The sequence below is a fragment of the Arthrobacter sp. W4I7 genome (assembly GCF_030816215.1).
In the GTDB taxonomy this organism is placed as follows: domain Bacteria; phylum Actinomycetota; class Actinomycetes; order Actinomycetales; family Micrococcaceae; genus Arthrobacter; species Arthrobacter siccitolerans_A.
The window spans coordinates 245,988-260,309 of record NZ_JAUSXU010000001.1; the positions used below are offsets into that span (position 1 = coordinate 245,988).

The following is a 14,322-nucleotide window of genomic DNA, read 5'->3' on the forward strand; positions in this document are numbered from 1 at the left end:
CGGCACCATTGCCCCGGTCACAAGGCGATCCTAGAGTGAACCGGTCGGGTTGGAAACGGATTTCTTCGGGCAGGTTTTGTCCCTGGTTCGCTCTGGGCAAACAGGAAATAAATAGCACCCCATCCAAAGTTGAGCGTAGTAGACTCAACCCTAAGATCGAATAACCCCCGAAAGGAGCTCTCTTTGGACGTCAAATTCACCACCAAGAGCCAGGAGGCTCTCTCGGCTGCTGCCATGAACGCCTCCACGGCAGGCAACCCGCAGGTGGAGCCGGCCCACCTGCTCAAAGCGCTGATGGATCAGCGCGAGGGCGTTGCTGTGGCGCTTCTCCGCGCTACCGGCGCCGACCCGGACGCCGTCAGTGTCCAGGCGAGCAGCGCCATCAAGGCCCTGCCGGCCACTTCCGGCGGCTCCAGCCAGCAGGCCCAGTTGTCGCGTCCCGCGCTGCAGGCGATCCAGAACGCCAAGGAAGAAGCAGACCGGCTGGGCGATACCTTCGTTTCCACCGAGGTCCTCCTCCTCGGCCTCTCCGGCGGGAATGACGCCGCGGCCCGGGTCCTGCGCGACGCCGGTGCCTCCCATGAGGCGCTGCTCGCCGCCCTGCCGGGTGTTCGCGGCGACCGGAAGGTCACCAGCCCCGACCCGGAGAACACGTTCCAATCGCTGGAAAAGTTCGGCACTGACCTTACCGCGATGGCCCGGGCCGGCAAGCTGGACCCCGTCATCGGCCGCGACACGGAAATCCGCCGGATTGTCCAGGTCCTGAGCCGGCGGACCAAGAACAACCCGGTGATCATCGGCGAGCCCGGCGTGGGCAAGACAGCCGTCGTCGAGGGCCTGGCCCAGCGCATTGTGGCCGGTGACGTTCCCGAAAGCCTGCGCGGCAAAACCCTGATCGCCCTGGACCTGGCGTCCATGGTGGCCGGTGCCAAGTACCGCGGGGAGTTCGAGGAGCGCCTCAAGGCTGTCCTGGAGGAGATCAAGAACTCCGAAGGCCAGATCGTCACCTTCATCGACGAGATCCACACAGTGGTGGGCGCCGGGGCAACCGGCGATTCCTCCATGGACGCCGGCAACATGCTCAAGCCCATGCTGGCGCGCGGCGAGCTGCGGCTCATCGGCGCCACCACCCTTGATGAGTATCGCGAGAACATCGAAAAGGACCCGGCCCTGGAACGCCGCTTCCAGCAGGTGTATGTGGGGGAGCCCAGCGTTGAGGACACCATCGGCATTCTTCGCGGCCTGAAGGAGCGCTACGAGGCGCACCACAAGGTGGCCATTGCCGACTCCGCCCTGGTTGCTGCCGCAACGCTCTCCAACCGCTACATCTCCGGCCGGCAACTGCCGGACAAGGCCATCGACCTCGTGGATGAGGCCGCGTCCCGGCTCCGGATGGAGATCGACTCGGCCCCCGAGGAGATCGACCAGCTCCGCCGCGCCGTCGACCGGCTCACCATGGAGGAGCTGGCCCTGGAAGGCGAGACGGATGCAGCGTCGGTGGAGCGCCTCGCTGCGCTTCGTGCGGACAAGGCGGACCGGGAAGAGGAACTCGCCGCCTTGAACGCCCGCTGGGAGGCTGAGAAGGCCGGCCTCAACCGCGTGGGTGACCTCAAGGCGAAGCTGGATGAGCTCCGCTCCACTTACGACAAGGCTGCCCGTGAAGGCGACCTGGAGACGGCGTCGCGGATTCTCTATGGCGAGATCCCTGGGCTGGAGCGTGAGCTCAACGCTGCCGCGGAGGCCGAAGCCGCTGTCACGGACAAGTCCTCGCAGATGGTGGCCGAACAGGTGACCGCGGACGACATCGCCGAGGTCATCTCCGCCTGGACCGGCATCCCCGCCGGCCGCATGCTGCAGGGTGAAAGCCAGAAGCTGCTCCATATGGAGGAGGAACTCGGGAAGCGGCTCATCGGCCAGAAGAAGGCCGTCACGGCCGTGTCCGACGCCGTCCGTCGCGCCCGCGCAGGCATCAGCGACCCCAACCGGCCTACCGGCTCGTTCCTGTTCCTGGGCCCCACGGGCGTGGGTAAGACCGAGCTGGCCAAGGCCCTGGCGGACTTCCTGTTCGACGACGAACGCGCCATGGTGCGGATCGACATGTCCGAGTACGGCGAGAAGCACTCGGTGGCCCGGCTGGTCGGCGCGCCTCCGGGATATGTGGGTTACGAGGAAGGCGGCCAGCTCACCGAAGCCGTCCGCCGGCGGCCCTACTCGGTCATTCTGCTGGACGAGGTGGAGAAGGCCCACCCCGAGGTCTTCGACATCCTCCTGCAGGTCCTCGACGACGGCCGCCTCACCGATGGCCAGGGACGCACCGTGGATTTCCGCAACGCCATCCTGGTGTTGACCTCCAACCTGGGCAGCCAGTTCCTGGTGGACCCGTCGCTTGATGCGGAGGCCAAACGGAACGCCGTACTGGCCACCGTGAACGCCTCCTTCAAGCCGGAGTTCCTGAACCGGCTGGACGAAGTGGTGCTGTTCGATCCGCTGTCCGTCGAAGAACTGGCCCGCATTGTGGAGCTCCAGGTGGCTGAGCTGGGCCGGAGGCTGCACGAGCGGCGGCTCACCCTCGACGTTTCGGAAGGCGCCCGCGCCTGGCTGGCCATGTCCGGCTTCGACTCCGCCTACGGCGCCCGTCCGCTGCGCCGGCTGGTGCAGCGGGAGATTGGCGACCGCCTGGCCAAGGCCATCCTGTCCGGCGATATTGCTGACGGGGACACTGTGCTGGTGGACACGGCCACGGACGTGGACGAACTCACCATTGAGGGGCTGGAGGCACTGTCCGGTCCCGGCGGCGGTCCCGTCCCGGGAACCGGGCTCGTGGTGCGCCGGAAGGACCAGGTCACCCAGCAAGATTAGGGGCTCGGCCGGAAGACCAGGTCCGCGGGAAAGATCAGGTCCGCCGAAGCGGGGCTCGAAAGCGGGGCGTGCTGCCCGGATGCTGCAAAAGTACTAGGGCAGCACGCTCGCGTTAACGTTGTTCCCGCCGGGGGACGTCACGTAGCAGTCCAGTCGTCGATCTCCTGACCCCCAGCTGGTGGAGCTGGGAAAGCTCCGCTCGTAGTTCAAGGTGAATTGCTCCGCGGCCGGCCCGAGTTTTGCCGCCTGGCACGCTTCCAGGGCTTTGGCTTTGAGCGCTTCCGCGCCGGGATATTCGACCTCTTCCGGGTAGCGGAACACCGCAACCAGCTGGGCGGAGTGGCCGGTGTCGCAGGGCACCACCGTGGATTTCAGCGCTTCGGGGTCAAAGTCCGTGAAGCAGTCGCCCAGGGCATAGGCGGCAGGCTCCACCTCCCGCGGCAGGGGCAGTGGCGTCGCCGGGGGCGTGACGGTTATTTCCAGCACTCCCCGGCCGGCACCTGCTGAGGCTTCGGGATCCCCACTGGAGTTCAGCCACAGGACGAGCCACACCAGCGACCCGATGACCACGAGCAGGACGACGGCGAAGAATGCCTTCCAGAGGATCCGCCGGTTTCCCTGTCTCCGGCCATCGCCCGGCCCCTGGGGGTGGTGAACCTGGCCCTGGTTCCGTGCCGGCGGCTCGGCCGCCGGTACGCCGTACTCAGCGGCGGGGACCCGCGGGAGGCCGGCGGTGGGTGGCGAGCTCGGTTTGGGCGGGACATCCTGGTGGTTCACGGGGTGCATCCTCCTGCGTATTTGTCCACTCGGGCAGCCGGGTTGCCGGCCGGTACCAGCAGTTGCTTAAGTGACTCTACCGAAGAAAAAAGCCCGTTTCCGGCCTTGATTGGGCGGGAATAGTACTGCATGTCACCGTCGCGAGCCGCAACTGGCAAGCGGGGCCAGTCGAAAGCATGTAATCTAGGTGTACGACAAATTGACCAAACATTCCGGGGCCTCACCTACGCCAAGGTGACCACCTCCGGTCCAAGTACAAAAGGGGGTCACGCCATGGGGCGCGGCCGTCAAAAGGCAAAAGCTACCAAGCAGGCTGCGGGATATCAAGTACTACTCCCCGAACACTGACTATTCGGCACTTCAGCGTGAGCTGACGGGCCCGAGCAGTCGTGCCACGAGCCATTATGCGAATGAGCCGGTTGAACCGGATTATTCGGCTTATGTGGATAAGTACGCGGATGATTTGGAAGAAGACGACGACGAGGTAGACACCCGTCGCATCGGCTAGTTGTCGCAAGGTGCTGTTGCCGTACTTGGCAGCCCTGTGACGCCGTGGCACCAACGGATCCAGTTTGAGGTCCGGGTCTCCTGATTTGGACCGGTGCAGCGCTTCTTTTTGGCACCCGGATCCGGGCGGATCGCGGGTGCTGACCTCAGTTATGAAGCCCGCTGCCCGCACCGTTACCGGTGCAGGCAGCGGGCTTTTTGGTGGTTTGGTGTTTTTATGCGAAAAAGCCCCAGCCGGTGGCTGAGGCTTTTCACGTGGAACCCGGAAGGGGAGGCCGACTAAACGCTTTGTCGATTGTTCCTCATCGAGTCCGCTGCTCTACTAGTTATTGATGATGCGAACTGGGCCGGTCGCGGTATCGCAGATGGTTTGCTCGGATCCGGTGGCATCCACCGCTTCGCCGAGAACTGCGACCGAACCGATGTCCGCGACATCTGCTAAAGCGATCGAGTGCTCCACAACCGCCCTTTTGAGCTTGAAAAGGGCGGTTGTGGAGCACTCGATGGAGTATCTAGGCGTAGGCGTTGACCAAGCGGACGGCGCCGCCGTCCACACCCTTGGCGCCCTGCACGTAGTCCGGTCCCGACTTGAGGATCGAATCGGAATCCTCGGTAACGGTTCCCATCACCCAGGACGGCAGGCCCCGGTCGTTAAGACGGGATACGGCGGCGTCGGCGGCCTCGGCGGAGACGATTGCCACCATGCCCACGCCCAGGTTCAGCGTGCGCTCGAGGTCTGCCAGCGGCACATTGCCCAGCTCCGACACCAGCTTGAAGATGGCCGGCAGTTCCCAGGTGGAGCGGTCCACGGTGGCAACGAGGCCCTGGGGAAGTACGCGGGCCAGGTTGGCCGCGAGGCCGCCGCCGGTGACGTGGCTGAAGCCGTGGACGGCGGAAGCTCCTGCGACGGGGAACGCGCGGGCCAGGTCCAGGCAGTCTGCAGCGTAGACGCGGGTGGGCTCGAGGAGTTCCTCGCCCAGGGTGCGGCCGAGTTCGGATACCTGGCGGTCCAGGGCCCATCCGGCGTGGTTGATCACGCGGCGGACCAGGGAGTAGCCGTTGGAGTGCAGGCCGGAGGAGGCCATGCCAATGACCACATCTCCCGCGCGGACCCGGTCCGGTCCCAGCAGCTGGTCAGCTTCAACCACGCCCGTGGCTGCGCCTGCGACGTCGTACTCGTGCTCACCCAGCAGGCCGGGGTGCTCGGCGGTTTCGCCGCCCACCAGCGCGGTGCCGGCCACGGAGCAGGCGGCGGCGATGCCGCGGACAATATCGGCGATGCGCTCAGGCACCACCTTGCCGCAGGCGATGTAGTCAGTCATGTAAAGCGGCTCTGCACCAACCACCACGATGTCGTCCACCACCATACCCACGAGGTCGAACCCGATGGTGTCGTGGATGTCCATGGCCTGGGCGATGGCAACCTTGGTGCCTACGCCGTCGGTGGAGGTGGCCAACAGCGGCTTCTTGAAGGTCAGGAGCCGGGAGACGTCGTAGAGGCCGGCGAAGCCGCCTACCCCGCCGATCACCGAGGAGTTGTGGGTTGCCTTGACGGCACCCTTCATCAGCTCGACGGCGCGGTCGCCGGCTTCAACATCGACGCCTGCGGAGGCGTAGGTGATGCCGGCTGCGTTTGCAGCGGATGTGTTGCCGGCGGGGGCAGCGGAAGTCATACGGACTCTTTCTTGTCAGCGCCGGTGGTGGCGGCGTGTACGTCTGGCACGAGGTCGGCTTCGGTCAGCAGGTTCTCAAACTCGGAGTCCGGTCCGGGATCGCAACCGGTGGCGCCGGCCTTCTCCGACGGGTCCTCCTGCGGATCCACGGCAAGGGCGGCTGTCTGACCCGGAAGGGCCGACGGCGAGGGCTTGAGGCCGCCCAGGTCCGTGCGCTCGAGGAGGTTCTTGCCCAGTTTGTTGGCGTCCGGAAGTTCGATGGGGTATTTGCCCGTGAAGCAGGCGGTGCAAAGGCGCTCCCGCGGCTGCCGGGTGGCGTCGATCATGCCGTCTTCGGAAATGTAGGCGAGGGAATCGGCGCCGATGGCCTGGGAGATCTCCTCGATGGTGGCGCCGTTGGCGATGAGTTCTGCACGGGAGGCAAAATCGATGCCGTAGAAGCAGGGCCACTGCACCGGCGGGGAGGAAATCTTCACGTGCACGGACGCTGCACCGGCTTCGCGGAGCATCCGCACGATGGCACGCTGGGTGTTGCCGCGGACGATCGAGTCATCCACCACCACCACGCGCTTGCCGCGGATCACGGATTCGAGGGCGTTGAGCTTGAGCCGGATACCCAGCTGGCGCAGCGTCTGTGAGGGCTGGATGAAGGTGCGGCCCACATAGGAGTTTTTGACGAAGCCGTGGGCAAACGGGATACCGGACTCTTCGGCGTAGCCCACGGCTGCCGGCGTGCCGGATTCCGGAACCGGGATGACGATGTCCGCCACCTGCGTGTTTTCGCGGGCCAGCTGGCGGCCCATCTCCACACGGGACTCGTAGACGGAGCGGCCGGCAATGGCGGCGTCCGGACGGGCAAGATAGACGTACTCGAAAACGCAGCCCGCCGGCGTCGGCTCGGCAAAGCGCTGGGAACGCACGCCCTGCTCGTCGATCGCGATGAACTCGCCGGGTTCGATTTCGCGGATGAAGCTGGCGCCGACGGTGGCGAGGGCGGACTGTTCGGAGGCCACAACCCAGCCGCGTTCCAGCCGGCCCAGGACCAGCGGACGGATGCCGTAGGTGTCGCGTGCGGCGTAGAGGGTGCCCTCGTCCATAAAGACGAAGCAGAAGCCGCCCTTGATCTTGGGCAGGAGCTCGATGGCGGTCTCTTCGAGGGTCTTGCCCGGCTCGCCCTCCAGCAGGGCCGTGACCAGGGCAGTGTCCGAGGTGTTGCCCTGCTTCATTTCACCGGTGAGCTGGCCGCCATTGCGTTCCTGGATCATGGCGTTGAGCTCGGCGGTGTTGGTGAGGTTGCCGTTGTGCGCCAGGGCCACGGTGCCGGTGCTGGTGGCGCCGAGGGTGGGCTGGGCGTTGGCCCAGTGGCTGGCTCCGGTGGTGGAGTAGCGGCAGTGCCCCACGGCCAGGTGGCCGGTGAGGGTGTTCAGGGTGGTCTCGTCGAAGACCTGGGAGACGAGTCCCATGTCCTTGTAGACGTTGATCCGCTTGCCGTCGCTGGTGGCTATACCAGCCGACTCCTGGCCGCGGTGCTGCAGTGCATACAGCCCGTAGTAGGTGAGTTTTGCTACTTCTTCACCTGGTGCCCAGACCCCAAAAACGCCACAGGCGTCCTGGGGGCCTTTTTCGCCAGGGAGAAGATCATGAGAAAGTTTTCCATCGCCGCGTGCCACTGGTCGATTATCTCACGAGATGCGGTAGGACTTTTCCGGCCGGCCCTTTGTGACTGGCGCTACTGCTGGGTGTCCGGATCGGGCTCGGAGTCGGGAACCGCTTCCACAACCGCCCGCTGCTGCCGTTTTACGCTCCGGCGGTCCAGGACCAGCGCCAGCGCGGCGCCCAGGATCGCGCCTGCTCCGGCGAACAGGACCAGGAAGAATCCGAACACGGAGGCGGGGTCGAAGTCTGGCGTTGCGGGGAGGCCGTAAGCGACTGCGGCAGCGACCGCCACGCCCACCAGTGCGCCCAGGATCAGGAACGGAACGTACTTGGGTGCGCGCCGGACGGTTACTTCGCGGCGCTCGGCGGCAGGTTCTTCAGGAGGCATGCATCAAGCCTACATTTCCGCCGTTGCCCTATCATTTACGGCTGCCAAAACCCAGGTTTGGGGACCGTAAGTGACAGGGCAACGGGGGAGGTCAGCTGCCGCGGTACGTGGAGTAGGCGAACGGGCTGAGCAGGAGCGGGACGTGGTAGTGCTCAGTGCCGGTGACTTCGAACACCAGGTCCACCTCCGGGAAAAACGTGGCGGTCTGCTGGCCCGCGTAGTAGCTGCCGGTGGCGAAATTGAGCTTGTAGTGCCCCGGCTCGAGCTGCTCCGGACCCAGGTCCTTGGCCCGCCCGTCAGCGTCCGTGGTGGAGCTGGCCAGCTTCTGCCAGGTGCCGCCGTCGTTTTGGTACAGCACGACGGCGACCCCCGCCGCCGGGCGTCCGGCCCCTGTGTCGAGGATGTGGGTGGTGACGTGGGAGACGCTCATTCTGTGATCAGTCCTTCGAGCCGCAGAACGGCAATCTCACGCAGCTGCTGGGCCACGATGGTGTCTTCCTTGGCGGGGGAGTTGGCAATCCGGTCCTTCAAGGCTTGCAGGATTTCGGGCGCGGTGCGTCCGGCGGCCCGGATCAGGAAGACCCGGCCGAACTTCTCCTCGTAGTCCCTGTTGCCCTGCGCCAAAGCCTGCGCAACGTCAGCGTCCGCGGGGTCTACGCCCGCCTGCTCCGAACGGGACATGGACGCTTCGGTAGTGGCCGCCGTCGGGCGTTCCCCGATCCGGGGGTGGTGCGCCATGGCGGACTCAACTTCGGCGGACGTGAACGGATTGGCGGCTTCTGCGGCAAAAGCCAGGAGCGCATCCTTTGAGGGGAAAGGCCGCGCTGCGGTTACGGTGTCCACCCAGCGCCGGACGTCAATACAGGGCTTGAGGGTTTCCGCGGCGCGCGCAGGCTCCGCGGTGTTGAATTCGGCAAGCTTCATGCTGGCTGCTTCCTCAGTAACAAACGCTGGCATCCATGGTGACGGCTATGCGGAGGCCGGACTTCCGGCACCCGATCGCCGCTAAAGCCCCTCGGGGGTTTACCGGCGCAGGCTTCCGCATCATGGAACTGTTATTTCAGCATACGTAATATTGAAGTGGAGCATGGCGGTGGTGTCAAGAGACTACAGCAGCCGCCAGGCCAAGGCGGTACTATCGCGGGAGAGCCGCAGGCTCGACCAGTTATTACTGGGGGGGACGCAAAATGAATACGGACGGGACGGCTATGCAAACGCTGACCGATCAGGATGCCGCACGTGAGCTTGAGCTGCGGGAATACGGGCTGATACCTGCTGCCGGCGAGACTCTTGCGCTAAGGGATGCCCGGGCAAGGGGCGCACTGGACAATCTGGTGCGGCTGGCTGCCTCGTTGTGCGGGGTGCCCTACAGCGTGGTCAACATCATCACGGCGGACCAGCAGTTGCAGATTGCGGCCTCCGGCATCGACCCGGTCGTCTGTTCCCGGGAAGACTCGATGTGCGCGAGCGTGTTCCTAGACCCCGGGACAACTGTGGTGCGGGACGCCTCCCAGGACCCGCGCTTTGCTGCCAACCCGTTTGTCACAGGGGAAATCGCACAGGTCCGCTTTTATGCCTCGGTGCCGCTCAAGACTTCCGGCGGCCTGGTGCTGGGCTCACTCTGCGTGTTCTCCGATACCGCCGAACTTCCCACGCGCGGACAGATCGAGCTGGTGGAGGTGCTGGCGCACCAGGTGGTGGAGCTTCTCGAGCTCCAGCACCGCACCCTGCAGCTCAACGACGCCCTGGCGGAACTCCAGCGCAGCAACGCGATGCTGTCCGAGTTTGCCGGCCGGGTCAGCCACGACCTTCGCGCTCCCCTCACTACCATCCTTGGTTACGTGGAGTTGGCCGAAGACGATCCCGGGATTCCCCCTAACCACCCGGCCAAGGAGTACCTGGAACATATCGGCAGCGGCGGGCAGCGCATGTTGAGCAGTTTGGAGGACGTGCTGGACTATTCCCGGGCGGACGGGCAGCTGAACCGTGAGCGTGTTTCCCTGCTGGGTGTCACGGCAGAGGCGGCCCGGGACCTTGGACTGGACCTCGGGCTGAGCAGCGGAATCCTGTGCGAGGACGCGGAGCTGTACGCCGACCGGGCCCAGCTGCGCACGCTGGTGCAGAACCTGCTCGCGAACTCCCTGAATTACCGGGACCGGAAGCGGGAGCCCAAGGTGACAGTAACGGCCACCCGGTGCTCCCGCGGGGTTACGATCCACGTGGCCGATAACGGCAGGGGCATCCTGCCATCAGAGCGCAGGAAGGCCGTGGAACCCCTGATGCGGCTGAACCGGCCCGGCGACGGCCCGGGGACAGGGCTGGGCCTGGCCACCTGCCGCCGGATCGCCCAGGCGCACGGCGGCGAGCTCTTCATCGGCGATACCCCGGGCGGCGGGGCTACGGTGTCGGTGGTATTCCTGGACTAGCCCTGATCCTCAGACGGGTCTAGCGCTGCGACGTCCGGGACAGGACCCACGTGTTGGTGCCGTCCTGCCGCTCGAACGTGACGGTGGTGACGAGGGCCTGGATCAGCGCCAGGCCCCGGCCGGACTCGGCGTCCTCGCCGGGTGTTGCCGGCTCCATCAGCCCGAACGGCGGCTTGGCGTTGTAGGCGCTGACCCGGGCCTGGAGCAGCGTGGGCTGGACGGTGATGTCCACGCCGAGCTCCACCGCATTCTGCCCGGCCGGCTCCGCATGCTGGACGATGTTCGACGCCGACTCGATGACCGCCGTCGTAAACGTCATCTGGTCCATGTCCTGCACAAAGGGGACGTCGCGCCACAGGCTGTCGAGGTCGTTGTGCACCGACTCGATGGCATCCTCTGCTGCCAGCCCCCGGAAGCTGCGTGACGCCAGGACCTCAGTCATTGCCGAACGCCTCTTCGGCAGTACCGTACGCCGTCAGGACCTTGTCCATGCTGGTGAGCTGCAGGACCATCTTCACCTGCGGCTGCACGGCCGCGATCCGGAGGTCCCCGCCCGCCTGCCGGGCCGCCTTGAGGCAGCCGATCAGCGCACCCAGGCCGGAGGAGTCCATAAACGCCGTGTTTTCCAGGTTCACCACGATCCGGTTGGATCCGCCGGCGATCACATCGGTGACAAACTCCCGCAGTTTGGGCGCGGAGACCATGTTCAGCCGCCCGTCCGCCTTGACCTCCGCATACGAGTCCTTGACCTCATAGCTAAATTCCATCTGGATTCCTCTCTGTGTTCCCCGGGACAACGGGATCCGCTGCCGGTTCGTAACCCTTGTAAAGCACTGCGCGCACCAAAATGCTCATGACCACCAGGTCGAAGATGACCCAGGCGACGTTCACCAGGGTGCCGAGCGGTTCGGCCAGGCCGGTGGCCAGGCGGATAAGACCGACGACGGCGGCCACCGCCAGCAGCACCGACACCACGATCTGTGGCTGGATCAGGCTCCAGCTGGGTCCGCCGCTCTGGCGGGCCTTAGGCGTGACGGCAAAGCCGAGGGGACGGCCGAACCAGACGTTGCGGGCCGCCGTCGAACACGCTTTGATCCAGGTGGGGAACAGGGCCAGGCTGTACTGCTGGCCGCGCCAGGTGGGGATGCCCCGGCCGGCAACGGCGAACAGCAGCTGGTTGACCACCATAAACGGGATGAACCGGATGAAGAAGTCCCAGCTCAGGCTCGTCACCGGAAGGATGCCCAGCAGCAGGTAGATGATGGGGGCGGCGAAGTAGATAACTGCCGCGTAGCCGCTGAGGTAGGTCCACATGGTGGCGAAGTACATGAGGCGCTGGCCAAGCTTGAGGCCCTTCTGGACCAGCGGGTTCTCACGCAGCAGCACCTGGATGGTGCCCTGGGCCCAGCGCAGGCGCTGCGTGAGCATGGTGGCGATGTCCTCGGGCGCGAGGCCATAGGCCAGGATCTCGTGGTGGTAGACGCTCTCCCAGCCCATGGCATGCATGCGCATCGCGGTGGCCATGTCCTCCGTGACGGAGATGGTGGCCAGCGGCATGACCGGCTGGGCTTCGTCGTTGCGTTCCACGGACAGCGCGTCCAGGACGGCCTGCACCGATTCCAGGGCGCCCAGCGGCGACCAGTCGCGGGCGGACATGCGCTGGACGGCATCGTCCGCCACTACGGGAACACCGGACTCGCCCACATGGGCCAGTTCCATGGCGGCGATCTCTTCGAGGTCGGCCTGGAGGGCTTCGACGTCGGCCATCACCAGGGTCTGTACGGCAGCATCCACGCGGCGGCGCACCCGGTACGTGATCTCGCTCAGCGCTCCGCCTGCTTCGAGGTCCTGCTGGGCTTCCCGGGTGGCTGACTCCACCTCGTCGAGCACCTGGGCGACGAGTGGAGCCTCCCGGTCCGCGGACCGCCGGGCTTGCCTGATGGCCGAGCGTGAAGCTGCCAGCGCGCGCCGGATGCTCTTCTCGGTCTCCTTGACGTAGCCCACCAGGCCCAGCTGCATCAGGGCCTCGCGGCGCAGGATGGCGTTGGAGCCGCAGAAGAAGGCGGCGTTCCAGCCGTCCTTGCCCTGCTGGATGGGGCCGTAGAAGAGGGGTGCCTGGCTGCCGAGCGGATCGCTCACCGGAACGTTGCTGAAGTACTGCGGGGTCTGCACCAGCGCGACGCGGCGGTTGTTGAAGTAGCCGAGGGTCTTTTCGAGGATGTCCGGCTCGGGGATCTGGTCCGCGTCCAGGATCAGGAGGAACTCGCCGTGGGTCTGCATCAGGGCGTTGTTCAGGTTGCCGGCTTTGGCGTGCCGGGGGAGGTTGGAGGTCCAGTCCTCGCTGCGGGTGACGTAGCCCAGGCCGTGCTGTTCCGCGAGGGCCTTGAGTTCGGCCCGGGCGCCGTCGTCCAGGATCCAGGTGCTGTGGGGATGCCGGATCTTCTGGGCAGCGAGTGCCGTGGTCATCACCATGTCCAGGTCTTCGTTGTACGTGGTGATGAAGACGTCTACGGTGGCATCGTGGGGTGGCGGCGGGGCGCCCTTGCGGATCTTCAGCCTCCAGACAGTCATACCGAACAGCATCACGTCGATCAGGCTGTAGGTCTCGGCGACCACCAGCGGCAACGCGATCCACCAGGCGTCCCAGTTCAACGAGGCGGCCCAGCGCCAGGCGACGTAGTTGAGCCCGGTGACAACGGTCAGCACCACTACCAGGCGGGTCCAGAAGCGGGTCACGCCGCTGCCTGCTCCGGCAGCCGGCGGACAACAACCACGGTGACGTCGTCCTCCGCTGTCTCGGCAGGAGCGAGGGCCAGGATGGCGCCGCTGGCTGCGTGCGTTGAATCCTGGTTTTGGATGGCGCTTCGAACGGCTTCGGTGAAGTCCTCCACCGAGTCGAAGACGTCCAGCACGCCGTCGCTGACCACCACCAGGGAATCTCCCGGGGCGAGTTCCAGGTTGGACTGCGGCCACTGCGAGCCTGCCCAGGCGCCTACCGGCGGTCCGCCGGAGGGCAACCGGTGAGCAGCCCCGCCGGAGCGGACGTGCAGCGCAAGTCCGTGCCCGGCGTCGACATAGTTGACGGTTCCGGAGGCTGCGTCCAAACGCGCGTGGAACAACGTGACGAAGGAGTTGGAGGAGTCCAGGTCTGCGGCGATCGACTGGCTGGCGGAGGCGAAAGCGCCGTCCAGGTCCTGCCGGTGCCCCATGGAGCGCATCACCGCGCGGACCGTGGCCGCGATGAGCGCCGCACCCATGCCCTTGCCCATGGCGTCGGCGAAGGTGAGGTGGAGCCCGTCCGGTGACTGGTACCAGTCGTAGAAGTCCCCGCCCACGCTGCGGGAGGGGCGGAACACGCCGGCGACGTCGTAGCCGTCCACACGGATGTCCTCCTTGGGGAGGAGGCTTTGCTGGACTTCTGTGGCGCGTTCCAGCTCACTTCGGGCTGCTGAATCCGCGGCAGCGGAGGGCCGGCGGCGGAAGAGGGCGTTGATCCGCGATTGCAGCTCGCGGGGGCTGAACGGCTTGCTGATGTACTCGTCCGCCCCGTTGTCCAGGCCGGTCAGCTTGTCCAGTTCATCGGCGCGCGCGGTGAGCATCACGATGAAGGCGTCCGAGAATTCGCGGAGCAGCTTGCAGACTTCGAGGCCGTCAACGTCCGGCAGGTTCAGGTCCAGCGTGACCAAATCAGGCTGGCAGCGGCGGACCTCCTCAACCCCGGGCAGGCCGGCTCCGGCCTCCGTTACGTCGAAGCCTTGCTTGACCAGGACCCGGACCAGCAGCCCGCGGATGTCCGGGTCGTCTTCGATGACAACGGCACGACGGATTTCGGGGGGAGAGACCATAGGTCTACTTCTACAGTATTAACCGCAACAGGGCATGTCGCAGGCTTCACAGGTGCTGAATTCCCCCTGCTGATTGCCGGCTGATTCCCATATGGTTCGCGCGTCACGGGGGGCGCCCGGAAAGCGCAGGGGAGCCGCCGTGCGGATCTTGCGGAAATCTTTCGACCTGCTTGCCCGGACGTTGAGGAAGG

General features: G+C 65.8%; 13 protein-coding genes and 1 pseudogene. 3 read left to right on the forward strand and 11 right to left on the reverse strand.

The annotated features are described in order from the left end of the window. Window positions 1–183 precede the first annotated feature (183 nt). Window positions 184–2,859: an ATP-dependent chaperone ClpB gene (clpB, locus tag QF047_RS01125; protein WP_307273002.1), complete on the forward strand. Its 2,676-nt coding sequence runs from the start codon at window positions 184–186 to the stop codon at window positions 2,857–2,859. 93 nt (window positions 2,860–2,952) lie between these two features. Here the strand turns inward: clpB and QF047_RS01130 are convergent, their stop codons facing one another. Then, on the reverse strand, window positions 2,953–3,645 hold the full coding sequence (locus QF047_RS01130; protein ID WP_307273005.1) for a septum formation family protein: 693 nt from the start codon (window positions 3,643–3,645) through the stop codon (window positions 2,953–2,955). 264 nt (window positions 3,646–3,909) lie between these two features. Here QF047_RS01130 and QF047_RS01135 point away from each other — a divergent pair. Beyond that, window positions 3,910–4,144, forward strand: a pseudogene (locus QF047_RS01135) (DUF3073 domain-containing protein). Window positions 4,145–4,465: 321 nt separating this feature from the next. Here the strand turns inward: QF047_RS01135 and QF047_RS01140 are convergent. The 6 genes from QF047_RS01140 to uraD all read right to left on the reverse strand — a co-directional run bounded on the left by QF047_RS01140 (window position 4,466) and on the right by uraD (window position 8,784). Then, on the reverse strand, window positions 4,466–4,603 hold the full coding sequence (locus QF047_RS01140) for a hypothetical protein (RefSeq protein WP_307273007.1): 138 nt from the start codon (window positions 4,601–4,603) through the stop codon (window positions 4,466–4,468). Between the two features lie 52 nt (window positions 4,604–4,655). Further along, window positions 4,656–5,816: a phosphoribosylformylglycinamidine cyclo-ligase gene (purM, locus tag QF047_RS01145; RefSeq protein WP_307273010.1), complete on the reverse strand. Its 1,161-nt coding sequence runs from the start codon at window positions 5,814–5,816 to the stop codon at window positions 4,656–4,658. Further along, window positions 5,813–7,486 carry an amidophosphoribosyltransferase gene (gene purF / locus QF047_RS01150; protein WP_307273013.1) on the reverse strand — a complete coding sequence of 558 codons (1,674 nt, stop codon included), beginning with the start codon at window positions 7,484–7,486 and terminating at the stop codon, window positions 5,813–5,815. Before purF ends, purM begins: the two co-directional genes overlap by 4 nt. A 59-nt stretch (window positions 7,487–7,545) precedes the next feature. Next, the gene (locus tag QF047_RS01155; protein ID WP_306636151.1) at window positions 7,546–7,860 is read right to left on the reverse strand and encodes a hypothetical protein; all 315 of its coding nucleotides are present in this window, start codon (window positions 7,858–7,860) and stop codon (window positions 7,546–7,548) included. A 91-nt stretch (window positions 7,861–7,951) separates the two neighbouring features. Continuing rightward, window positions 7,952–8,290: a hydroxyisourate hydrolase gene (gene uraH, locus QF047_RS01160; protein WP_307273019.1), complete on the reverse strand. Its 339-nt coding sequence runs from the start codon at window positions 8,288–8,290 to the stop codon at window positions 7,952–7,954. Beyond that, window positions 8,287–8,784: a 2-oxo-4-hydroxy-4-carboxy-5-ureidoimidazoline decarboxylase gene (gene uraD, locus QF047_RS01165; RefSeq protein ID WP_307273021.1), complete on the reverse strand. Its 498-nt coding sequence runs from the start codon at window positions 8,782–8,784 to the stop codon at window positions 8,287–8,289. The genes uraH and uraD overlap by 4 nt, the downstream gene beginning before the upstream one ends. A gap of 284 nt (window positions 8,785–9,068) precedes the next feature. Between uraD and QF047_RS01170 the strand changes: the two genes are divergently transcribed. Then, window positions 9,069–10,286 carry a GAF domain-containing sensor histidine kinase gene (locus QF047_RS01170; RefSeq protein WP_307273024.1) on the forward strand — a complete coding sequence of 406 codons (1,218 nt, stop codon included), beginning with the start codon at window positions 9,069–9,071 and terminating at the stop codon, window positions 10,284–10,286. A gap of 19 nt (window positions 10,287–10,305) precedes the next feature. Here QF047_RS01170 and QF047_RS01175 read toward each other — a convergent pair whose 3' ends face one another. From QF047_RS01175 to QF047_RS01190, 4 genes are read right to left on the reverse strand one after another with little or no spacing between them, the layout of a single operon-like run. Continuing rightward, window positions 10,306–10,728, reverse strand: coding sequence for an ATP-binding protein (locus tag QF047_RS01175; protein ID WP_306636143.1), 423 nt, complete (start codon window positions 10,726–10,728; stop codon window positions 10,306–10,308). Then, entirely contained in the window at window positions 10,721–11,053 is a 333-nt protein-coding gene (locus QF047_RS01180) for an STAS domain-containing protein (RefSeq protein ID WP_307273028.1), read from the reverse strand. Before QF047_RS01180 ends, QF047_RS01175 begins: the two co-directional genes overlap by 8 nt. Beyond that, on the reverse strand, window positions 11,043–13,022 hold the full coding sequence (locus tag QF047_RS01185; protein ID WP_307273030.1) for a glycosyltransferase family 2 protein: 1,980 nt from the start codon (window positions 13,020–13,022) through the stop codon (window positions 11,043–11,045). The genes QF047_RS01180 and QF047_RS01185 overlap by 11 nt, the downstream gene beginning before the upstream one ends. Beyond that, a complete protein-coding gene (locus QF047_RS01190; RefSeq protein ID WP_307273033.1) occupies window positions 13,019–14,131 on the reverse strand; it encodes a PP2C family protein-serine/threonine phosphatase in 1,113 nt (370 codons plus the stop codon). Before QF047_RS01190 ends, QF047_RS01185 begins: the two co-directional genes overlap by 4 nt. Between the last annotated feature and the right edge of the window lie 191 nt (window positions 14,132–14,322).